A 22,776-nucleotide genomic window follows, 5' to 3' on the forward strand; every position below is an offset into this window, starting at 1 on the left:
GAGTGGACAAGTTACTTGAACAAATAAAAAAAGGCACCGTGTGGGCATTTCCTGGCGGCATTCACCCACCACAACAAAAATCACTCTCTAATAGTGCGAGTATCACTCGCCTACCTTTGCCCGATAAACTCATTATTGCGCTTAAGCAACACATAGGCGCAAACGGTAAGTTACTTGTAGAAAAAGGCCAACACGTCTTAAAAGGCCAACCACTAACAGAGCCTGCTGCTAACTGGTCGGTACCTGTGCATGCGCCAAGCTCTGGTGTGGTTACTGATATTGCACCTATGCCATCAGCACATCCATCGGCCCTGCCAGAACTAAGTGTTATTATTGAACCAGACGGCAAAGACGAATGGGTAGCTCTAAATAAAAATAAAAATCCTGTTGAGCTTAGCCATGATGAGCTTATAAATATTATTCACCAAGCCGGTATTAGCGGTATGGGTGGTGCTGGTTTTCCTACATATGTAAAAGCAGATACCAAGCAACCTATCGAATTTTTGATTGTAAATGCTGTTGAGTGCGAACCTTATATTACTGCCGATGACGTTTTAATGCGCGAACACGCTAAAGAAGTTATCCAAGGCATTGAAATAATGCAGCAACTTTTAAATCCAACGCTGTGCATTGTGGGTATAGAAGATAACAAGCCTGAAGCTATTGCAGCAATGAAGCAAGCAGCTGAGCATAACTCAAAAATTATTATTCAAACGGTGCCAACTATTTATCCATCTGGCGGTGAAAAGCAATTAATTAAATTACTTACTAACCGTGAAGTTCCTAGCATTGGTATTCCTGCCGATATTGGTATTTTAGTGCATAACACGGGTACTTTGTTTGCCGTACAACAAGCCGTTTATGAAGGCAAACCGCTAATTGAGCGTATAGTTACAGTAACAGGCAACACTATTCATAAACCTGGAAATGTATGGGCACTGCTTGGTACTGAAATAAAGCATTTACTAGATTGCCAAGGGTTCTCGCCTGTACCTCAACAAAGTGTTGTGATGGGCGGCCCAATGATGGGCTTTACGCTACCCACAGTACGTATTGGCATAGTTAAAACAACCAACTGTATTTTAGCGCCTGATCATAAAGAGCTAGCGGAACCCGGCCCTGAAAAAGCCTGTATACGTTGTAGCGCCTGTGCCGATGCCTGCCCTGCTTCTTTATTGCCACAACAATTGCAGTGGTTTGCTAAATCAAAAGAGTACGACAAACTACAAGAGCACAATTTATTTGATTGTATTGAATGTGGTGCTTGTGCCTATGTGTGCCCAAGCGAAATCCCTCTTGTACAGTACTACCGTATAGCCAAAGTTGAAATTAAAGAACAACAAGCTGATAAAATTAAAGCCGACAGAGCAAAAGAGCGTTTTGATGCCCGAAAAGAACGTTTAGAGCGTGAGCAAGAAGAACGCCAAAACCGCCATAAACGTAAACCTGCGGCTAAATCTGCTGACGAAAAGCAAAAAGTAGCTGAGGCACTAGCCCGTGTTAAAAATAAATCAGATAACGGCGATGAAAAATCAGCTGTTGCTGCCGCTATTGCACGCGCTAAAGCTAAAAAGCAACAAGGCGAAGAACTAGAGCCAGATAACAGCGAAGTAGCAAAAGAACGCGCACTACGTAAAGAACAAGCGCGTAAATATAAAGAGCAAAAATCTCAAACAGATGAATCGGCCGAGACTGCACCCGTTGATGATAAAAAATCAGCAGTCGCTGCAGCCATTGCTCGCGCTAAAGCTAAAAAAGCAGCACAAGCATTAGATAACGCTGAACAAACAACAAGTGAAGAGCCACAAAGCGAGGCAACCGTTGATGATAAAAAATCAGCAGTAGCTGCAGCCATTGCGCGCGCTAAAGCTAAAAAAGCAGCACAAGCATTAGATAACGCTGAACAAGCAACAAATGAAGAGCCACAAAGTGATGCCCCTGTTGATGATAAAAAAGCAGCCGTAGCTGCAGCTATTGCGCGTGCTAAAGCTAAAAAAGCGGCTAAAGCATTAGAAGAAGCTGAGCAAACAGTGAGTGAAGAGCCACAAAGCAAGGCCCCCGTTGATGACAAAAAATCAGCAGTAGCTGCAGCCATAGCTCGTGCTAAAGCTAAAAAAGCAGCTAAAGCATTAGAAAACGCTGAGCAAACCGTGAGTGAAGAGCCACAAAGTGATGCCCCTGTTGATGATAAAAAAGCAGCGGTAGCGGCGGCCATAGCTCGTGCTAAAGCTAAAAAATCAGCTAAAGCACTAGAAGATACCGAACAAACTCAGCTACAAGTTGATAGCGCAGCACCTAAGAGTGCAGAAAGTAACACCGATGACTCATCAGATCTTATTAACGTAGATAAACCTAAATCAGCCGACGATAAGAAAAAAGCCGCCGTGGCTGCTGCAATTGCGAGAGCAAAAGCTAAAAAGTTACAAAAAGAAGGAAATAATCAGTCATGAAATTAACCATGGCCAGTTCGCCGCATAATCACAGCCATAAATCGTTAACGCGATTAATGCTTAGCGTTATTGCTGCGTGTATTCCTGGGCTAATTGCTCAAGTTTTCTTTTTTGGAACAGGTGTCCTTATTCAACTGGTACTAGCGCTTGTTGCTGTAAGCGTATTTGAAGCTGCAATAATGCTAATACGAAAGCGCCCTGTTTGGCCTGCATTAAGTGATGGCAGTGCGTGGCTTACTGCCGTGTTATTGGCATTGAGTATCCCTCCACTTGCCCCTTGGTGGATAATCGTTATTGGCTGTTTATTTTCTATCGTTATAGTTAAACAGCTTTATGGCGGCCTTGGGTTTAACTTATTCAATCCAGCAATGGCGGCTTATGTACTGCTATTAGTTTCGTTTCCGGTGCAAATGACCGCATGGTTGCCTGTCACTGATTTAATAAATACGCCAATAGGCTTTGCAGATCAGCTAAGGCTAATATTTACCGATTTTACGGCCTCTGGGTTTAGCCTAGATCAAGTGCGCGCAGGGGTTGATGGCCTAACAATGGCAACCCCGCTGGATACTGTTAAAACAGACATAGCCCACGGTTTAACCGTTACCGAAAGTATGCAAAAGCCAATATTTAACGAATGGGCTGGCCTTGGTTGGGCATGGGTTAATTTAGGCTATTTAGTGGGTGGTTTATACTTACTAAAAGCAAAAATAATTAACTGGCATATTCCTGTCAGTTTTATCGCAACTTTAGCTGTATGTAGTGCTATTGGATATATCGCATCACCTGGTACAGAGCCGGGCACCCTATTTCACTTATTAAGTGGTGCCACTATGATGGGAGCCTTTTTTATAGCGACCGATCCGGTATCTGCAGCAACAACTAACAAAGGGCGCTTAATTTATGGCGCACTAATTGGCTTACTAATTTATTTAATTCGTACCTTTGGTGGTTTTCCTGATGCTATCGCATTTAGCGTATTACTGATTAATATTGCAGTCCCGCTAATAGACTACTACACACAGCCACGTACTTATGGCCATGGAGCAGTAAAATGATCATTTCGTCAATGGCTAAAAATGGTGCTATTTTAACTGCGTTTGCGTTAGCAACAACGGGCTTAGTTGCCTCTATCAACGCGCTTACTGCCGATAAAATTGCAGAGCAAGAACAACTGCAACTTATTGCGCAGCTACAAGAAGTGCTCGACCCAAAATCGTACGACAATCAATTATCACAAGATTGCGTAGTTATTACTGACGAAAAACTAGGCCCATACGCAAATCAAGTAATTTATCGTGCTCGTAAAAATAATAAACCAGTCGCTGTTGTTATTAGGCATGTTACGCCAAACGGCTACAGTGGCGATATTAACTTATTAACAGCTGTATTGAGCGATGGCACTATTGCTGGCGTGCGTACGACTAAACACGAAGAAACCCCTGGTTTAGGCGACAAAGTAGAAGTTAAAAAATCACTTTGGATCACAACATTTAAAAGCTTAACGGTTGAAGGCGAAGAAGACGCTCGCTGGGCTGTTAAAAAAGATGGCGGCCAGTTTGATCAATTTACAGGCGCGACCATAACGCCACGTGCTGTTGTGGGCTCTGTTAAAAATGCCGTATTGTTCGCACAAACTAATTTTGGTGATATTTTTGCAGCACCTAATGCCGAATGTATGGAGGTAGCTAAATGAGTGAGTTAAAAACATTATACAAAGAAGGTGTATGGGTAAATAACCCTGCCCTTGTACAGCTTTTAGGTTTATGTCCACTGCTTGCCGTTACCTCAACTGTAACAAATGCCTTAGGTTTAGGCTTAGCAACTTTACTCGTACTAATAGGCTCAAATGTTACCGTATCAATTGTGCGTAACTGGGTGCCAAAAGATATTCGTATACCTGTATTTGTAATGATCATCGCGGGCTTTGTAACAATAGTTCAATTACTTATGAACGCTTATACCTTTGGTTTATATCAATCATTGGGAATTTTTATCCCGTTGATTGTAACTAACTGCGCCATTATTGGCCGCGCCGAAGCATACGCCTCTAAAAATCCTGTTCATTTATCAGCATTTGACGGCTTAATGATGGGCTTAGGCTTTATGGCTGTATTGTTAGTATTAGGGGCTATGCGTGAATTAATTGGCCAAGGTACGCTGTTTGACGGAGCCGATTTATTACTTGGCCCATGGGCACAGAGCTTGCGTATAGAAGTATTTAACTTTGATAACCAATTTTTACTGGCAATTTTACCACCGGGTGCCTTTCTAGGGCTTGGGCTGCTTATTGCTGCAAAAAACGTAATTGACGCACAAATAAAATCAAAACAAGTTGCACCGCCAGAGGCTGAAAAAGGCCCTCGAGCACGTGTTACTAGCTTAACTTAAGGGGAAAACGTATTAGAGCAACAATTTGCACTAATACGTTTTAAGTTGCATGAATAAAGAAAAACGTCACCAAATACTGTCGCGCCTGCGCGACGATAACCCGCACCCAGTTACAGAGCTTGAATATTCAAGCCCATTTGAGTTACTAGTAGCAGTAACTCTTTCAGCACAAGCAACTGATGTAGGCGTTAATAAAGCCACTCGAAAGTTGTTCCCTGTTGCTAATACACCACAAGCCATTTTAGATTTAGGTCACGATACACTGCGTGATTATATAAAAACCATCGGCTTATTTAATTCTAAAGCTGCCAACGTTTATAAAATGTGCCAAATTTTGGTGGATGAACATGACAGCATCGTGCCAGAAAATCGTGAAGCCCTCGAAGCCCTACCAGGCGTTGGCCGTAAAACCGCTAATGTTGTACTCAACACAGCCTTTGGCTGGCCTGTAATAGCCGTAGATACACACATATTTCGTGTATCTAACCGTACCAAGCTTGCCATGGGTAAAGACGTAGTTGCTGTTGAACAAAAGCTTGAAAAAGTAGTACCTGCAGAATTTAAAGTGGACGTGCATCATTGGCTAATACTGCACGGGCGTTACACCTGCGTAGCACGTAAACCTAAGTGTGGCAGCTGTATTATTGAAGACTTGTGTGAGTTTAAAGATAAAACTGAATAATCTTTAGTCTACTTTGATAAAATTGCGGACAGTTAATGATTATGATGTCTGGGGTTAAGGTTTAACCCCTTTGGTTTCTCTTTAGTTTTGGAGTTGTGACATCCGCAATTGGGATTTACCAGAAAAAGTACGTAAATCGTGAACGTGAAATCGTAAGTAAATAACGTAGTGATCGCTACAACTAGTTTGACAATTTATAGAGGCGCGTAAGTCTTGTTGCTATAAGAAGCAACAAGACGAACTCATAATTCACTTTTTGTTAACTACAGATTTCATAATTAAATCCACATTTTCCAGTAAGAGTTTGAAACAACAGATCCACTTTATTGAAATTTGAGTACCGATCTTGATTTCCTCTATGCTCTCTGTCGCCAGCTAATGTAACTAAAATACTTTCTTTAGCTCTGGAAAGAGCTACAAACATCAAACATTTACTTTCAAAGTTGTTATCAGTATGATTCCAAAATGCTTCATCTTCCATCCCCATAAATATAACACATTGATATTCAAGTCCTTTACACTTATGAACATTCATTAATTGAACTGAATTTTCTGCATTAAACATTAATGATGCTTCTTCTAAGGTGGAAGTAACATTAATAGTATCTCTTAAATGCAACTCAAGATGCTTCCATATTAACTCAAAATACTCTAATGATTTGTACTGCGCCCATCTTGCTTTTATTTTGCTTATTCCAATAAACTCAAATGTTGCTTTAATTAGGTTCAGTAAAGAATTAACTGGATCTGTACCAATAAATGATTTTTGATTGATGTGAACATGATGACTTAGCTTATTAATGAACTCCACCTCTTCATCATTACTTATATTATTCAGCGATAAACAAAACTCACAAAATTCACTCCAATTTTGAGCATCTTTCAACGTGTATATTTTAAGTATAAAAGTGAACAGTCTACCTAATGGTTCTTTCAAAGTGTCTTGTAAATCTGTCATATCTAGATTTCTAATGCTTTTATTAGAAAGTCCAGATCTCAATACAGCCGTATACTTGGAAGAATGCTGCTTTGTCAAAACACATATTTCCTCTTCTTTAACTCCCGACTCAACTAGCGATGCAATATATTCCACAAGAAAAGAGGACTCTTTGAATTCATCAGGGAAATATTTAATTTTGCAGTTAGATAAAGGCTTAGTTAAAGGCTGAAGAACATTATTTTCATCTTCTACATACTCTAAAAACTTGTTAAGTACGCCTTGAATTTCTTCAGTTGCTCTATAATTTTTTGTTAGCAACATTCTCTTTATATTGGCATAACAAAAATCATTTTGAAATTCATCAAAAACTGTTGGATTAGCATTTGCAAATAGCATAATGCTTTGATTTAAATCACCTACACAAAGTAATTTGGTATCAGTACCCATGAACAAACAGCGTATTAAATTGTACTGCTCGTAACTGGTATCTTGAAATTCATCTATGAAAACATAAGGGTAGGATAAATTAAAAAGAGATTTAACATCAGCATTAAGCGTTACGATTCTTAAAGCCATTTTAATTAAAGATCCAATCCAAATTTTATTTTTACCATTGGACTGATAATTTTTTATAACTATGTCATAACGTTCAGAAGGTCTTTCATTTTCGGGCAAAACATTCTTGAACCGATCAACAATACTTTTACTAAAGGCATGGAATGTGAATGAATCGAAACGCTCAGCTTTTGATCCACAACGCTTTTTTACCCTTTTCCCAATATTTACCTGTGCCTCAGTTTTAAAAGATAAACATAATATGCGTTTAGGCCAATTACATTTATTAGTCTCCAAAAGGTAGTTAGATTTCTGAGCTAACAATTCTGTTTTTCCTGATCCTGCACCAGCTAAAATAGACAAAGAGCATTCATCGAATTTAATAATATTCATCAACTGCTGTGTTGCTTCAATACCCTCAGTTGGAAGCCAGTTATCTACAATCATTCGATAGTACCCTCAAGAATTTTTTGCGTTTTCAACGCAAGTCTTTTTAATTCTTTCGGTAACATTTCTTTTATTTTTTCAGGGGTATACGTGTCTTCCAATTTTGAAAATAGGCGAACATGTGAAGCAGGTTTACTCTTAGTACCTAAAAATCTATATTTATACCACAAAAAATTATTTAGATAGTCATCAGAGTAATGGGTAGCTCCTTCATTGCTTTCTTTAAGAACAGCATTGATTAAGGATTTTTCTCTTGAAGCTTTATCTACCGCACTTTCACTTTCATTTTCAGCTTCCCCTTTCGGTCCTCTTTCACCATGCACTTCATCCTTAGAACAAAATATATCTGGGAATGACATTATCATCGAATAATCAATATCTAATGGACTCGAAAAAAACACATTATTTTTTTCTAACTCATCCATAATATTTATTAGCCCAACGTCCGTATAGTTAATACTAAAATCTTTAGGATGAGATGCATCATTCCATTCAGGTAAAAGTGGCAAAATTTCTTCATGGAAGTAAGTCACATTTTTATGGGTATATAATTGTTTTATCGCATAATTTAATCGCCCAAATCCACCGCCATTCCGGTCTAAATCTAAATCCAACAATGTAATATATGGAATATTTATAGACTCTAACAAACGCCAAAAGTGATTTACATGTCTTCCACCTAGGGGAACTATTGAAATCGAATGAGTATCAATTTCTGTTGAAAAAGCTTCAAGTATTTTAGGTAAAACGACTTGCTCACTATCCCCTTCCCCTAAAATAACTAATTTTGCAAAGTAAATTTCTGGATATGCTTTTATAGCTTCACTAATGTACTTTGATTTTTCATCTTCTTTCTTCGGTAATTCTAACTTAGTTATTGCAGTGCTTTTAGTTTCCGAATTTAAACTAAAATGTCTTATCTGTGATGGTTCAATACGACCAACTATTGAAGCCGAATGTGTTGATATTATTGCCTGACAATTACCATCTTCTGTGTATTCTAAAATTAACTTTATAATGCGCCCTAAATAATGAGGTGATAGATGATTCTCAGGTTCTTCAAGAGATATTAAACTGAAAATAGGTAATTTCATTTTTTCCGCATCAAAATGAGTTTCTTTACCAGATATTGAAGCTGATTGAATTGATTTATCTATGTCGAATAAGGCTTTGGTTAGTGCAAAATATGCAAGTGATTTTTGACCATCACTTAAAAGTGATGTATCCATTTTATTTCCAGATTCATCAGAATTAAAATGTAATTGTAATAACTTAAGCACTTCATCAATATTGCTAAGAGGGAAATTCAAATCTGCATCTTTTAAATACCGCCCCTTATATATCGACTTCCAATTTGTATCAATTGCTTCTGAGAGTTGCTTCAAAGCAGGTGATTTTTTAGCAACGGTATTTAAATCAGAAGCTTTTTTTTCAAAGCTTTCTTTTTCAACGCCTGTCCAACGTATCGCTTTTAATAAACGCCCAAGAATTGCTTTTGAAGAATATTTCAATTGAATTAAAGGATCTCTGTTGGCAGGGATATAATTAACTTGTATCGCACTTCTAATTGCTCCAGATAAGCGATTTTTATCTTCGTCATCAAGTATTTTTTTTGTACTGCTAACTGTCCAGATATCTTCTTCAACTTCACCTGTAGGGTTGTAATCAAAAGTTAGTGAACCTTCAAGTCTAACTCTAAATAATAGGCTTCCAGAATCATCAGTAGCCACCATTTGATTTAATAAATAAGGTATTTCTGCATTATCTTTATTGAGCTTAGGAAAATCAAACCAAGCCTCAATCACCAAATGTTTAGAAGTGTCAGCTTGTTCAACAGAGGGGACATTAAAATCATTTTTAGATAGCCCTCTAAGGTTAGAATCAGTAGAAAATAATTTATTTAAAGCCTCTAATGCAGTGCTTTTACCTGTGCCATTATGACCAATGAGAGTAGTCAACGAAGAATCCAACATCAACGTTTGCGGTGATGCATTTGAAATACTCTTAAAGCCTGAAATATAAATTTTATTTAAACGCATTTTTCACTCTCAATCTAATGTAGGTAAATTCATTTCCCTAGCTTAAAAAGTATTCTTAATAAGGTATTTCAATCTACCATACTCTCAATAATTGAAACGATATTTAGTTCAATTTACCAGGAAAACATTATTTAAATCAGTAACAGCAAAAGTCAAAGGGATCAAATATTGTCTTCAGGCACCATATTACTGACCAGCTGATCTGAGCTTATTTGAGACAACCGATAATGCTAAATATTGGTGCTAATTGGTTGGGTATTGTTTTGTTGGGTTTCGATATACTCAACCCAACTTACGTCACTTAATTTAACACTGAGCAAACTTAAACTTTATACATCACGTTACTGACTATGTGCTACTGCCACAAACTAGCCTTGTGCGATTAGACATGCTTTATATCTACCATAATTATCTTTCGGCTGGCCTGTAATAGCCGTAGATACACATATATTTCGTGTATCTAACCGTACAAAGCTTGCCATGGGTAAAGATGTTGTCGCTGTAGAACAAAAGCTTGAAAAGGTTGTACCAAAAGAATTTAATGTAGACGTTCACCATTGGCTAATACTACACGGGCGCTACACCTGCGTAGCGCGTAAACCAAAGTGTGGCAGCTGTATTATTGAAGACTTGTGTGAGTTTAAAGATAAAACAGAGTAACTATAGGCAGCCTTGAGCGATAGCCAGTCATTTTGGAGGGCTGGCAATAACTTACACTATTTGCTATTAATAGAAACTCATACAATAAGGACGTTTTCGCGCTAAAAAAGGGAAAGTGTCCTCTGATAGAGTTGTTAGGTTGCATATGAGCACTGAGATTGAACCAATGTATGTTGATTGTGGCGAACATGGTAAGCGAGTTGCAGCCGTCGTCTGTTGCCATTTGTTGAAACCAGAAGGTGTACCTGTAGGCTTTATTGAAAACTCTAGCGAACCTAATGACCTTCAAGCGTGGTGTTCCAAATGTGAAGCCTTGTTTGATGAAGAAGATGGTATGACTGAGAAGTTTCGGGCCTTTAATAAAATGTCAGTTGTGTGTGTCAATTGTTATGAAACATCAGCTGATTATCACAGCGTCGAGGCTCAATAGTGTTTGTTGTAGACCTGCAACCTAACAAGCCAAGTCAGCGGGAATTTTACTCGCTGAAAAACGCTCTTAAAATCCCCTGCTTGGGGCGTTACCACCGTCTGCTCATGGCACTCTCCAGCCACTCGACAACATAAAATGCTGATAATAATTGGTAAGGTATTTTACTGTGTCGGATGGCGCTTCGCTTATTCGACCTACACTGGCACAAAACTGCCCATCAAATAAGTATGATTTTTATACTTTAGTGGTATAAAACTTTAAGGGAAGTATATTGTCGTTGATAATGATCAAAATCTTTATGCTTACGATGCAAACAGAAAACACATGAATTTCATTGCGCCTCTTATTTGTAGTAGCCAATGAAATAGAACAATTATTAGAACATTATCAAAGTATTAATTTCACAAGTTACACTCCTTTGGTTATGCTAGTGAGCATTATAAAATTATATTGCGAAACCCTCTATGCTACCTCTACTTCGTATCTTGATAATTGAGCAAGACCCAGCCACTTTACAAGGGCTTTCAACGAATCTGTCAAAGACCATTCCTAACTTTGAGCGAGACGATATTCATATCGATATTATTGAATGCCTCGAGCTTAAACACGCGCTGGAATGTGTAGAGGAAGATGGTGATATTCAAGCCGTGGTTCTAAGCTGGGATATGCACAACAAAGTGGGTGAGCGGATGTATAGCCGCTTTATTGAAGATTTAAAGGCAATTCGTCTTGAGTTGCCGGTTTATGTTATCGGCGACGACACTAAAGGACTAGAGATCGTTAACGAATCGGAAGAAATCGAATCCTTCTTTTTTAAAGATGAGGTAATTTCTGACCCAGAAGCTATTTTAGGTTATATGATCAACGATTTTGACGACCGTTCGGAAACGCCATTTTGGACGGCGTATCGTCGTTATGTGGGCGAGTCAAACGATTCATGGCACACACCGGGTCATAGCGGTGGCTCTAGCTTTAGAAACTCTCCTTATATTAAAGATTTTTATCAGTTTTATGGCCGCAATGTATTTGTTGGCGACCTGTCGGTTTCGGTAGACTCGCTAGGTTCATTATCAGACAGCACTAATACTATTGGTCGCGCCCAAGAATCAGCAGCGGCGACGTTTGAAGTTAAACACACCTACTTTGTTACAAATGGTTCATCTACCTCAAATAAAATCATCTTGCAGACACTGCTGCGCAAGGGAGATAAAGTAATTGTCGACCGTAATTGCCATAAATCAGTACACTATGGCATCTTGCAATCAGCCAGTTACCCTATTTATTTGGCGAGTATTTTAAATCCAAAATATGGCATTTTCGCGCCACCATCGTTGGCCGACATCAAGTTAGCAATTGAAAACAATACTGATGCTAAATTACTAGTGCTTACCGGTTGTACTTACGATGGCCTACTTAGCGACCTGAAACAAGTCGTAGATTATGCTCATCAATATGGTATCAAGGTATTTATAGATGAAGCTTGGTTTGCATACTCTTTGTTTCATCCTAGCTTTCGTCATTATTCTGCGATACATGCAGGGGCTGACTACATTACGCATTCGGCGCATAAAGTAGTATCGGCGTTTTCTCAAGCGTCTTATATTCATATTAACGACCCCGATTTTGATGCCGATTTCTTTCGAGAGATTTATAGTATCTACGCTAGTACATCGCCAAAATATCAGCTTATTGCATCGCTTGACGTGTGCCAAAAGCAATTAGAGATGGAAGGCTATAAGCTGCTCAATGCGCTGCTAAATCATGTTGAGGAGTTTAAACAACAGATGGCCTCGCTTAAGCAAATTAAAGTATTAGCTAAGCAAGACTTTATGGAAATATTCCCGCATTTTAGTGGTGATAACATGGGTCACGACCCATTAAAGATCCTTATTGATATTAGTGAGCTACCTTACTCATTAAAAGATATTCATAAATATCTACTGGATGAAATTGGGCTAGAGATAGAAAAATACACACACAGCACCATTTTGGTTTTACTGACGCTTGGCGGCACGCGCTCAAAAATAATTCGTTTGTACAATGCATTGAAAAAGCTAGACAGCGGTAAAGTAAAACTATCGAAATCGACGCGTAGAGCTCGCTTACCTGAAAATTTACCAGCCATAGACTTGGCGTGTCTTCCAAGCGATGCTTTTTATGGCGACCGCGAATCTGTGCCTATTAGCAAAAGTAACAACCGCATTTGTGCAGGTTTAGTTACTCCATATCCACCGGGCATACCGCTTTTAGTCCCAGGCCAGCATATCACTGATGATCATGTTGAATATTTGCAAGAGTTGGCAAGCCAAGGACTGACGATTCAAGGCAGTTTTGACGGTGAAATTTATGTTCTTAAGGGAAAGGTTAAAAAATAAAGGTATTGGTTTAATACTATCTCGATAATAATTGCTGGTGGCAGTGTCGCAAGACATTGCCGCAGTAACATTGAAGGTTTGTGTGAGTTTGAAGATCAAACGGGCTAGATTTTTTGTTTCCTTTGGGCTGTGAGTTCAGCCACTCGACAACATAAAATGTTGATGATAATTGGCAAGGTATTTTACTGTGTCGGATGCCGCTTCGCTTATCCGTCCTACACTGGCACATACCAGTCTACATAACTAATCTAACTTGAATTATAAACATGAAAAAAGGCGGTAAAACCGCCTTTTTAATGTTTATAATATTTTAACTATTATTACAGCTTGTAGCTTAAACCTAAGAATAAGCGTGGGCCGTAGTCATTCACTTCACCTAAGTTTCCTTCAACAAAGAAATCTTGTGATTTAGGTGCGCTGAACAAGTTAATTGCTTCTGCTTTAACTCTAAAGTGCTCATCAATTTTGTATGATGCGCGCATTTCCCATACGCCTACGCCATCAACATAACGAAGTCGAGTACCATTTGTAGTATATGGTTGGAAATACTCACTACGATATTTGTAAATAACGGCAGTATCAAACCCACCAATTTGGTAGTACAGCTGGCTGCTAAATACATGCTTTGAAAAGCCAGGTACTGAAGCCGACTCAATAATACCGTCAGTTAACTGTGTAGTATTACCATCTACGTCAGTCTCAAACGTATCGCCGTATAAGCTATCTTGGAACTCAAAGTCAGTGTCTGCATAGTTGTAACCAAATTTCATACCGATGCCATTATCCCAGCGGTAAGAAAATGAAGCTTCAAGGCCTAGTATTTCACTGTCCTCGTCTGATGTAACAGAGTTAGTGATTGGTAGTGAAACTGTTTCACCGGCAACAGTAAAATCTTCAATTACTGTTTGTTGTTGAAAACCACCGTTGAACTGTTTGTAGTATAAGCTTAACGCTAAGATTGAATCTTCGTTAGGGTACCATTCAAACGCAGCGTCGTAGTTCCACGACATAAGCGGTTGAGTGTCCGGGTTACCAGAACCATTTACACCCACTAATAAATCGCTGATTGAAGTTGCTGTACCATCTTTATCTTCTTCGAACGTACGGCTGTATCCTAAATCAGATGGATCTGCACGCGACATACCACGGTATATACCTGCACGGAATAAAATATCTTCGCTGTAATCAATAACTAGGTTAAAGCTTGGTAAGTACTTCGTGTAGTCACCACCGCTTTTTATTTTATCCAGTGAACCGTTATCAGACTCACGCAGAGAAAGTACACCTGTGTCACTTGTTACTACGTCAAAGCTATTTCTAAAACCAATCGAAGTTACTTCTGTGTCTACAATACGAAGACCAAAGTTACCGCGAATGAATTTGCCAAACATTTCAGTATCGTAGTTAGCCATTAAGTACACTGATGTTGTTTTTTCTGTTACATCAATTGTACCCGTATTTTCATATTCCACTTCTGGGTAAGCAAACACACCATCAACGTTAGAACCAGCTACAGCTTGTGAGAAACATACGTTGTCGTATGTAGCCCATGATGAACCTGTACCGCTAGCTACAACGTTACCGTCGCTATCAACATTTGTTACAATATCGCCATCAGATACACTCGATAAAAAGCCTGATTCAGGGAAATCGATTTGACAACCTTGTAATACGTCAAGCGCTTCAGTACCAGAGTCTAGTGTAAATTCGTTTCTTGAACCGTTACCTTGGCCACCACCATACTGTAGGAAAGTCATTTCAGATGTTCTAATACCACCTTGGACACTGGTAAAAACATTGCCATCTAGCGCATAGTCAAAATCTAGTCGCGCTGAGATAACTTCGTTTTCACGAACATTTTCACGGTCAAGTCGTGTTCTTAGGCTATCTGTAAAGTTTGAAATATCTGTTACGTCAAAGTCTGTTAATGTGAAATGAGGGATTTCATCGCCCATATCCCAAGAAAAGAAAGTTTGGCTTGAGGTTCTACCACGGTTAGATATTTGAAGTTCTTCGCGTTCTGTTTTTGAGTACGCTAAATCTAAATCAACAGTTAATCTATCGGTAACTGTATGCTCTATATTTATGCCGTAACCTTGGTAGTTTTCTTCACGAGAGAATTGCTCACCCGCTGATTCAATGCGCTCTTCACCTTCCCAATGTAAAATACCGCCTACATCGTTAGTGACAAGTGTTGGACCGGTTACACCTGGTGTAGCACGTTTTTGTAAAAAAATTAAATCGTGGCGTGCTTCTTGTTGTGTTCTATCTGAAATTTGTGCATCAAAGTTAACATCCCAATCAGCTGACGGTTGGTATTGCAGTGCAAAAAATACTGCATCACGTTCATCTGATGTTTCATTTTGGCGAAAGCTTCGGCTACTGCCAGTCCAAGCATAAGGAGTCCCATCACTTACTGCTTTACCTGTTTCTGGATCGATTTCTGTATCGTAGCCTTGGTTTTTACTGCCATTAACTTGGTCTTCACAGTCGCCTGCGCTGCTACGATAAAAACCTTCATTGGTATTATTAGGATCGTTTAAACACGCCCATAATGAAGAACCTGAAGGGCTAGAGCTTCTGTATTCAGCTTCTGGTTGACTAATTTCTTGGCGCTGCACACCAAAAGACACACCAACGGCTTGGCCGTTATCAAATTCAAACTGATCAACATAACTAAACGTGCCACGGTAACCCGCGTCACTTTGCAGCGAGTTATCTACATTACCTTCATCTGGGTTATAGTTTAATTTAACCTCAGCTGATACGCGCTGTTTGCCAAAATCAAGTGGAGTTATAGTTTCAAGTGCAATAACACCTGCAACACCACCTTCAATCATTGAGGCATCTTGCGTTTTATATATCGCTACTTTTTTTACAAGTTCAGAAGGAAACTGCGAAAAGTTAACTGAGCGGTCACCACTACCATTTGTCGCTTCACGACCATTAATGTGTGTTGCACTTAAAAATGGACCAAGACCACGGATAGTGATTTCTGTAGCACCACCGTTTTCACGGTGAGATGCAGCACCTGTAATTGATTCTAGTGCTTCACCGATAGACAGTGCTGGTAAATCACCAATATCTTCAGATGACAGGCCATCAACTACCGTTGTTGCTTCACGTTTAATTGCTATTTGATCTTGTATCGTTCTACGTGTACCTGTAACACTAATTATTTCAACGTCTTCTTCAACTTCTGTCGCTTTTCCCTGATCTTCCTGTGCGCTTGCTGTAAATACGCAAGAACTTGCCATACCTGCGATGACCGCTGTTCTTACCCATTTTGCAACTGGGCGCATTGCAAACTGCCCTGTTGTAGAATTATTGTTATCTCGTGACTTCAACGACATTTGAATTCTCCGCTGGTTGTTGTTGTGTGATTTTAGTGTGTTAGCTTGTTATGCTGATGTATATTTTATGTGACCTTTGGTATTAATATACTTAAACCCAGCATGATGATCAACCAATTTGACGTTTTAATATTACCATAAGGTATACCAATTTTAACTTAACGGCATTACCAGTAGGTCAGGCAGGTTTTTGCTAGAATATAAATAGCTCTAAACTAGTCCATAAATGAGTTATGGAGGCTAAAAAAGCGTGGTGAAAAGTATAAATAATAAAAAAGCCCCAAATTTGGGGCTTTTAAAAGTTAACTGATTAATTGGTTACTTAATCGTTTTGTATTTTCCATGTAGATCCAACACCTACTTCAGATGATTGAATATAATGAAGACCTTTAGCACCCGCCTCTGCCTGAAGGCCTGCAGGGTCAGTTTCTAATAACGTACTTGCTGCTGTAACGTACTCAAGCACTTCTTTACCGTTAGTTGCTGGGTCTTGGTCAATTGCACCATCAGTATCGAATGCGCCATTACCATTTAGTTTTCTAATTTCAACCCAGTCACCGCTTGCATCGCCTGATACTCGACTATCCATATAACCAAAGTTATTACTTAGCACCGAACTATCATGATTAATTAAGTCACAGTCATATTCAAAAGCATGGTCACTTTCAAGTGTATTTGGGTAAAATAGGCCTTGAGTTGTGGCACTGCTGTTTATTGTATCTGCGTCTGTTTGATCGCCTAAACCGTTTGCAATTAAATTTCCATTAAAGTTTATAACAAACGCATTTTTGGTCAGCCCGTATAGTACCGGTGCATTCGCTGCGGTTAACTCATCGCAATCACTTGTTGGTGCTTTAGGGCCTATTTCCGTACTAAATACAATAGGTTGCTGTGAGTTCAAAACCGTATTGTTTGTTACATTTAGTGTAAAGTCGCCAGCGCTATCAAGTACAGCTTGGTTACCTGAGTTTGGCACACCGCCATCAGCTTGTGAAAATGGGTTAGCTGTAAATACAATACCGCCCGCTTCTTTATTACCAGAACGAATACCTGCAATGTAGTTGTTACTAACGGTGTGACCAAGTGGTGTGATCAATACCCCAGCAGGTCTGTCGCTTGAGCTTGCAATATCTGTAGTACGAATAATAATGTTGTCTGTAACACTATTAAATCCACCATCTTCTAATGAAATACCACCATTAGGATTTACGATTGTATTGCCTTTGATGGTTGCGCCAGAAGTTTGTACACGCATTAAACGACGACCCGTTACAAAGTTTTCTACGCGGTTATACTGAATAGTAAAGTTTGCGTTATCAGCTGCACCACTACCCGTTGTACTACCTGCATTGATTAAGTATAGACTTGATTGATCAAAGTTTGGATTATCACTGTCACTAAATAAATTATATTGAATAACGTGATCAGAGCTTGATGATGATATTTTTATCACAGACCCTTTTTCTGCTACATTTCGATTAGAGAATGTATTTCGCTCAACCAACGCACTTTGACCTTTTATCATCAGCCAATGGTATTCAGAGTTATTGAGTGTCGCTTCTTCTCCATCCATCGTGTTTTGCGAAAAAGTAAAGTTATCCCCTTCTGAGTAAATAACAGCACCTTCTTCGGTTTCACAAAATGCACCCGCTTTAGTATCTATATTCTTAAAGGTAAGCCCTGTTAACCCAGCGCCATCTACTCCAGCAGCTACATGCACACATACTTCACCACTAAGTACAGGAGTTTGACCTTCTACAGCGCGAAGCGTTACTGCACTGGTTAATACAATTGCGTCCATATCAGCATAAACACCGGTGTTTAAACCAATAACATCACCGTCAGCTAAACCGCCACTTATAGCACCAAGGAGTGCTTCAGGGTTACTAACTAATTGAGTGTAAACCAGTGTATCAAGTGAGTTTGTAACCTCACTCGCAAAGCCATCATTATCTGTATACGTGGCTTTTACTGACATTATTGAGCCAGCGTAATCAGAAGGCGTAAATGTTTTACTATTGCTCCCTGCTATTTCAACACCATCAGCAGACCAAGTATAAGTAACGTTAGCCTCTTCAACGCCGTTGTTATCAGTTATCTCAGCGGTTAACTCGCCATTTGTTAAATAAGGCACTACACCCATAATGGCTACGCTACCGGCTTCATCAACCGCAACAGCAGAAACAGCAATTGTTTCCTCTGATGTATTATCCTCGATAAACCCATTATCATCTGTATAAGCAACCTGAACACTTATCTTTTGACCTAAAAGTGATGCATCAACTGTAAAGGTGCTCTCTATTGCGCCATCTATCTCTTGTGCGTCAGCAAGCCATTGATAAGTAATATCTCCTGTCGCCCCATCGGTATCATTAATTTCTGCTGTTAATGTATTTCCAACAGTTGGCGTGCCGCTAATTGTAACTTCACCTTCTGAGTTTGTTCGTGCGACAACCTCTGTACCGGCTGAAGTTACAGACTCGTTAAACCCACGGCTATCTTCAAAAGATGCACTAACTGTAATAACTGTACCAAACTGTGCGTCTGTTAACGTGAGCGTTGAAAGTGCTTCATCAGCAATTTCTACGTCATCTGCAAACCATTTATAAGTTACTGTATCGCCATCAAAGCCATTGTCGTCAGCTACATTAGCAGTTAGTTGCGAACCAACTAGTGCGTCACCTGTAATAGTTAAACTTGCAGGAAATGCGATTGCGGCAACATCTGCGGTTGGTTCTGTAATATGCGATTCATTAATACCGCCATCATCGGTATAAAGCCCTTGAACTGTAATTGGTAACCCTATCTGATCGTCAGTCAATGTAAATGAAGCGCTATTTGCACCAGCAATTGCCTCACCATCTGCATACCAGTAGTAAGTCACGTCACCTGAGATACCATCAGGGTCACTAACTTCAGCTGTTAATGTTTGTCCGCTTGTAACAGTTCCACTAAGAGCAATAGAGCCCAAGTTGTTGTCATTGTTGTTTGAGTTTGTGTCACAACCAACGATTGCAGCTGCAATAGCGCATAGCGCAAAATGTTTGAATTTCATGGTGGCTCTATTCTCCAAATTTATAGTTTTAATATTTGGCCATCTATTGTGTGTGTTACCAAATAAATCATGTGTTTATTACCAAATTTATTTAAATTGCAAGTAAATTGTTAACCAACTTGGTAATATAACCACAATAAAATAAGTTTTTCCACTATCCCCACCTAATTAAATAACAATAAACAAACACCAAGTTAACCTTGGGCTTTTATTTTTGGTTGAAAATTGAATTCAATTGTGAAAAATAACGTTGAAGATACATAGCGTTATAGTAAAAACTTAGTTTTATATAGGGTTTAGTAAGTAATATTATTAAATATATGTGAAGTATTCTTATTTGAAGACAATAAGAAAAGAAGTGAGTTTGTATAAAGAGGATGATTTACAAAGAGAATTAAAATTAAGGGTAAAACAAGGGGCAATTTTCTTACCCCTTTTTTTGAGTGCTGTTTTATAACATGGCGTTATTATAAAACTCTACAGGCTCATTTGAACCCAAAGCAACAGGCACACGCTGGTGCAAGCTAGTTGGCGCAATATCTAAAATTCGCGTTCCTCTAGAGGTTGCTTTACCACCTGCGTTTTCAACTAAAAGTGCTAACGGGTTTGCTTCATAAAGCAGTCTTATCTTTCCGTTATCGTTACCACTGCGTTTATCTTGTGGATACAAAAATAACCCGCCTCGGCATAAAATACGATGAACGTCGCCTACCATCGCTGCATTCCAACGCATTGAGCTTTTTTCAAAGCTTTCACAGGTGTATAGCAATTTATCAAAATACACTTGTGTTGGTTCGTCCCAGTAACGGTAGTTAGCCATATTAACGGCAAATTCACGACTTTGTTCTGGCACACTTAACTGCTTATTTGTCAGTAAGTAACCGCCATGTGTTGAGTCTAACGTATAACAACGCGTAGGACCGCCAGTACTCATTACAAGTAATGATGAAGGGCCGTATAACACATAGCCTGCACATACTTGATTTACACCGGGCTGACTAAATTGCTCGTCGCTATCAAAAGGAACATCATCACGGGCTAAGTAAATAGTAAATATAGTGCCTATTTGCCCATTAACATCAATATTAGAAGAGCCATCTAACGGGTCAAAAGCAACAATAAACTTACCTTCAGGGTGGCCACCTACCGCATGATCTTCTTCCTCTGATGCAACAGATCGTACACAGCTATCATCAAGTAGGATGTCTTTAAGTAGTTGGTTTGCGATTACATCAAGCTTTTTTTGAACTTCACCTTGAACGTTTTCATTCAAAGTTGAGCCTAAAACACCGGCTAATTCACCTTGGCTTACTCGAAAAGCAATTTCTTTACTGGTCGCTAAAATTGTGCGAATAAGTAAAATAAGATCGGTATCTACACCGTCTTCTTTCAATACTGTATTTAATCTTTTCATGCGCTATACCTGTTTACACAATTTAGATCGTCAAAGCATTGCTCTAGCCTTGCAACCATACTTTGCTCTGAATGACGCAACCATACACGAGGGTCATAGTATTTCTTGTTTGGCTTATCATCCCCTTCAGGGTTACCAATTTGCCCCTGTAGGTATGCTTGCTTGTCTTTGTAGTAATCTAAAATACCTGTCCAACACGCCCACTGCGTATCGGTATCAATATTCATCTTCACTACGCCATACGTTAAAGACTCTGCAATTTTACTGTACTCAGAACCACTACCACCATGAAAAACAAAGTTAATTGAGTTGCTTGGTAGATTAAATTTTTCTGATACGTAAGCTTGTGAATCTTTTAAAATAGTTGGCGTAAGAACAACGTTACCCGGTTTATATACACCATGAACATTGCCAAAAGAGGCTGCAATTATAAAGTTAGGGCTAATACGACTTAAGCGTTCGTAAGCAAATGCAACATCTTCAGGTTGAGTGTATAAAGCAGAACTATCTAAGTGTGAGTTATCAACACCGTCTTCTTCGCCACCCGTGCAACCAAGCTCAATTTCAAGCGTCATACCTATTTTTGCCATACGCGTTAAGTAACGTTCACAAATTTCGATATTTTCTTCTAAAGGCTCTTCTGACAGATCAATCATATGTGAGCTAAACAATGGCTTGCCAGTCAGTTCAAAGTGTCTTTCACCTTCATCAAGCAAACCATCAATCCAAGGTAGTAGCTTTTTAGCTGCGTGATCAGTGTGAAGCATCACTGCTACTTCATAATGTGCTGCCACTGAATGTACATATCTTGCAGCACTTACCGCCCCAAGCACAGCTGATTGTTGCTCTGGTAAAGATAAGCTTTTACCACAAAAAAATTGTGCTCCACCATTAGAAAGCTGAATAATAACGGGCGAGTTTTTCTTTTTAGCAGCTTCTAGCGTCGCATTAATAGATGTTGTACTAACAACATTTACCGCTGGCAACGCATATTGATGTGTACGTGCATGCTCGTACACAGTACTTACTTCGTCGCCAACGATTACGCCTGGTAGTATTGTTGGGGCTAAATAATTCATTTATGAAATCCTTTCTATTTTAAAGCCTGGATACAAGAATCAGTAATTGCTTGCCAATTTTCTTGTTCAACCCATTCTTTTTTCGCTATCCAAGTACCGCCAACGGCGAATACATTATTTAAAGAAAGATAGTCCATTTTGTTACTTTCGCTAACGCCACCTGTAGGACAAAAGCTGACTGCTCTAAATACTGACGACACAGCTGACACAAAAGGAGCGCCACCAGCAAGCGATGCTGGGAATAATTTTTGCTCTTCAAAGCCATATTCAAGCGCCATTAAAATATCACCGGTGTTTGATACACCAGGAAGTACCGGCACATTACATTTAGCAAGTGCTTCAAGTAACGTAGGAGACACCGCTGGGGTTACAATAAAATCAGAACCCGCTTCAAGTGCTTGCTCCAAAATATCAGTATTGATGACTGTCCCTGCACCTACTTTTAGTTCTGGCACCTGTGCTTTAATAGCTTTTAATGCCTCTATTGATGCCTCTGTTCTTAGCACTACTTCAACTAAAGTAAGCCCAGCATTGGCCATAGCTTTCGCTATTTGAACACCTTGCTCTGGTGTATCTGCTTGAATTATAGGTAGCAGTGTTTGTCCTGACATAAGTTCAGAAAAGCGAGTCATAACGTTGTTCCTTTATAAAAAGTAATGCGGCCGAGGTATGGCGGCCTTTAATGTTTGTTTAACCTGAACTCTAGATAATAAATCTATCTCAAGCAGCTATTTTCAGCGCTAACTGTGTTGAATTTACTTGCAATAGGCCCGCTATTGACGCGTAAATCCGCCTTGTTTTCACTGAAAATCTCTAGCTAGAGAAAATAATTTTAAATATCACCATGATTCAATATGTTAGTAAATCTCTTAACCAGAGTTCAGGTTAATTATTTTGTTATACCAATTG

General features: G+C 39.2%; 14 protein-coding genes and 1 pseudogene. 8 read left to right on the forward strand and 7 right to left on the reverse strand.

Annotation, left to right across the window (positions count from 1 at the left end):
- The first annotated feature begins 2 nt into the window (after nt 1-2).
- Genes rsxC through nth form a run of 5 tightly spaced genes read left to right on the forward strand, consistent with a single transcriptional unit; the run spans nt 3 to nt 5,520 of the window.
- Nucleotides 3-2,450 (forward strand): electron transport complex subunit RsxC, encoded by a 2,448-nt coding sequence (gene rsxC / locus H5115_RS15795; protein WP_182756241.1) that lies wholly within the window; start codon nt 3-5, stop codon nt 2,448-2,450.
- Nucleotides 2,447-3,505 (forward strand): electron transport complex subunit RsxD, encoded by a 1,059-nt coding sequence (rsxD, locus tag H5115_RS15800; RefSeq protein ID WP_182756242.1) that lies wholly within the window; start codon nt 2,447-2,449, stop codon nt 3,503-3,505. The genes rsxC and rsxD overlap by 4 nt, the downstream gene beginning before the upstream one ends.
- The gene (gene rsxG, locus H5115_RS15805) at nt 3,502-4,143 is read left to right on the forward strand and encodes an electron transport complex subunit RsxG (protein ID WP_182756244.1); all 642 of its coding nucleotides are present in this window, start codon (nt 3,502-3,504) and stop codon (nt 4,141-4,143) included. The genes rsxD and rsxG overlap by 4 nt, the downstream gene beginning before the upstream one ends.
- Nucleotides 4,140-4,838, forward strand: coding sequence for an electron transport complex subunit E (locus H5115_RS15810; protein ID WP_039487268.1), 699 nt, complete (start codon nt 4,140-4,142; stop codon nt 4,836-4,838). The genes rsxG and H5115_RS15810 overlap by 4 nt, the downstream gene beginning before the upstream one ends.
- Before the next feature lie 49 nt (nt 4,839-4,887).
- Complete coding sequence (gene nth / locus H5115_RS15815) at nt 4,888-5,520, forward strand: endonuclease III (RefSeq protein WP_182756246.1); 633 nt, start codon at nt 4,888-4,890, stop codon at nt 5,518-5,520.
- A gap of 259 nt (nt 5,521-5,779) precedes the next feature.
- Here the strand turns inward: nth and H5115_RS15820 are convergent, their stop codons facing one another.
- Nucleotides 5,780-7,462 carry a UvrD-helicase domain-containing protein gene (locus H5115_RS15820; protein ID WP_182756248.1) on the reverse strand — a complete coding sequence of 561 codons (1,683 nt, stop codon included), beginning with the start codon at nt 7,460-7,462 and terminating at the stop codon, nt 5,780-5,782.
- Complete coding sequence (locus tag H5115_RS15825; protein ID WP_182756250.1) at nt 7,459-9,501, reverse strand: ATP-dependent endonuclease; 2,043 nt, start codon at nt 9,499-9,501, stop codon at nt 7,459-7,461. Before H5115_RS15825 ends, H5115_RS15820 begins: the two co-directional genes overlap by 4 nt.
- Nucleotides 9,502-9,912: 411 nt before the next feature.
- Between H5115_RS15825 and H5115_RS15830 the strand changes: the two are divergent.
- The 3 genes and pseudogenes from H5115_RS15830 to H5115_RS15840 all read left to right on the forward strand — a co-directional run.
- Nucleotides 9,913-10,161, forward strand: a pseudogene (locus H5115_RS15830) (endonuclease III); the annotation flags it as partial.
- A gap of 145 nt (nt 10,162-10,306) precedes the next feature.
- The gene (locus H5115_RS15835) at nt 10,307-10,591 is read left to right on the forward strand and encodes a hypothetical protein (RefSeq protein ID WP_007587265.1); all 285 of its coding nucleotides are present in this window, start codon (nt 10,307-10,309) and stop codon (nt 10,589-10,591) included.
- A gap of 464 nt (nt 10,592-11,055) precedes the next feature.
- Nucleotides 11,056-12,966, forward strand: a complete 1,911-nt coding sequence (locus H5115_RS15840; protein WP_182756252.1) for an aminotransferase class V-fold PLP-dependent enzyme — start codon at nt 11,056-11,058, stop codon at nt 12,964-12,966.
- A gap of 320 nt (nt 12,967-13,286) precedes the next feature.
- On the opposite strand, the gene H5115_RS15845 is transcribed toward H5115_RS15840, so the two are convergent.
- The 5 genes from H5115_RS15845 to eda all read right to left on the reverse strand — a co-directional run bounded on the left by H5115_RS15845 (nt 13,287) and on the right by eda (nt 22,499).
- A complete protein-coding gene (locus H5115_RS15845; RefSeq protein WP_182756254.1) occupies nt 13,287-16,319 on the reverse strand; it encodes a TonB-dependent receptor in 3,033 nt (1,010 codons plus the stop codon).
- Nucleotides 16,320-16,641: 322 nt separating this feature from the next.
- The gene (locus H5115_RS15850; protein ID WP_182756256.1) at nt 16,642-19,374 is read right to left on the reverse strand and encodes a poly(beta-D-mannuronate) lyase; all 2,733 of its coding nucleotides are present in this window, start codon (nt 19,372-19,374) and stop codon (nt 16,642-16,644) included.
- 451 nt (nt 19,375-19,825) lie between these two features.
- Nucleotides 19,826-20,788 carry a class 1 fructose-bisphosphatase gene (locus H5115_RS15855; protein WP_182756257.1) on the reverse strand — a complete coding sequence of 321 codons (963 nt, stop codon included), beginning with the start codon at nt 20,786-20,788 and terminating at the stop codon, nt 19,826-19,828.
- On the reverse strand, nt 20,785-21,867 hold the full coding sequence (fbaA, locus tag H5115_RS15860) for a class II fructose-bisphosphate aldolase (RefSeq protein WP_182756260.1): 1,083 nt from the start codon (nt 21,865-21,867) through the stop codon (nt 20,785-20,787). The genes H5115_RS15855 and fbaA overlap by 4 nt, the downstream gene beginning before the upstream one ends.
- A gap of 14 nt (nt 21,868-21,881) precedes the next feature.
- Entirely contained in the window at nt 21,882-22,499 is a 618-nt protein-coding gene (gene eda, locus H5115_RS15865) for a bifunctional 4-hydroxy-2-oxoglutarate aldolase/2-dehydro-3-deoxy-phosphogluconate aldolase (RefSeq protein WP_182756262.1), read from the reverse strand.
- Between the last annotated feature and the right edge of the window lie 277 nt (nt 22,500-22,776).

The organism is Pseudoalteromonas sp. SR44-2 (genome assembly GCF_014163745.1).
Lineage (GTDB): Bacteria > Pseudomonadota > Gammaproteobacteria > Enterobacterales > Alteromonadaceae > Pseudoalteromonas > Pseudoalteromonas distincta.

Bases quoted from the DNA above. Each gene is read 5' to 3' on its own strand.
- rsxD (WP_182756242.1), top strand. From the start codon at position 2,447: ATGAAATTAACCATGGCCAGTTCGCCGCATAATCACAGCCATAAATCG.
- rsxG (WP_182756244.1), top strand. From the start codon at position 3,502: ATGATCATTTCGTCAATGGCTAAAAATGGTGCTATTTTAACTGCGTTT.
- H5115_RS15810 (WP_039487268.1), top strand. From the start codon at position 4,140: ATGAGTGAGTTAAAAACATTATACAAAGAAGGTGTATGGGTAAATAAC.
- nth (WP_182756246.1), top strand. From the start codon at position 4,888: ATGAATAAAGAAAAACGTCACCAAATACTGTCGCGCCTGCGCGACGAT.
- H5115_RS15820 (WP_182756248.1), bottom strand. From the start codon at position 7,462: ATGATTGTAGATAACTGGCTTCCAACTGAGGGTATTGAAGCAACACAG.
- H5115_RS15825 (WP_182756250.1), bottom strand. From the start codon at position 9,501: ATGCGTTTAAATAAAATTTATATTTCAGGCTTTAAGAGTATTTCAAAT.
- H5115_RS15835 (WP_007587265.1), top strand. From the start codon at position 10,307: ATGAGCACTGAGATTGAACCAATGTATGTTGATTGTGGCGAACATGGT.
- H5115_RS15840 (WP_182756252.1), top strand. From the start codon at position 11,056: ATGCTACCTCTACTTCGTATCTTGATAATTGAGCAAGACCCAGCCACT.
- H5115_RS15845 (WP_182756254.1), bottom strand. From the start codon at position 16,319: ATGTCGTTGAAGTCACGAGATAACAATAATTCTACAACAGGGCAGTTT.
- H5115_RS15850 (WP_182756256.1), bottom strand. From the start codon at position 19,374: ATGAAATTCAAACATTTTGCGCTATGCGCTATTGCAGCTGCAATCGTT.
- H5115_RS15855 (WP_182756257.1), bottom strand. From the start codon at position 20,788: ATGAAAAGATTAAATACAGTATTGAAAGAAGACGGTGTAGATACCGAT.
- fbaA (WP_182756260.1), bottom strand. From the start codon at position 21,867: ATGAATTATTTAGCCCCAACAATACTACCAGGCGTAATCGTTGGCGAC.
- eda (WP_182756262.1), bottom strand. From the start codon at position 22,499: ATGACTCGCTTTTCTGAACTTATGTCAGGACAAACACTGCTACCTATA.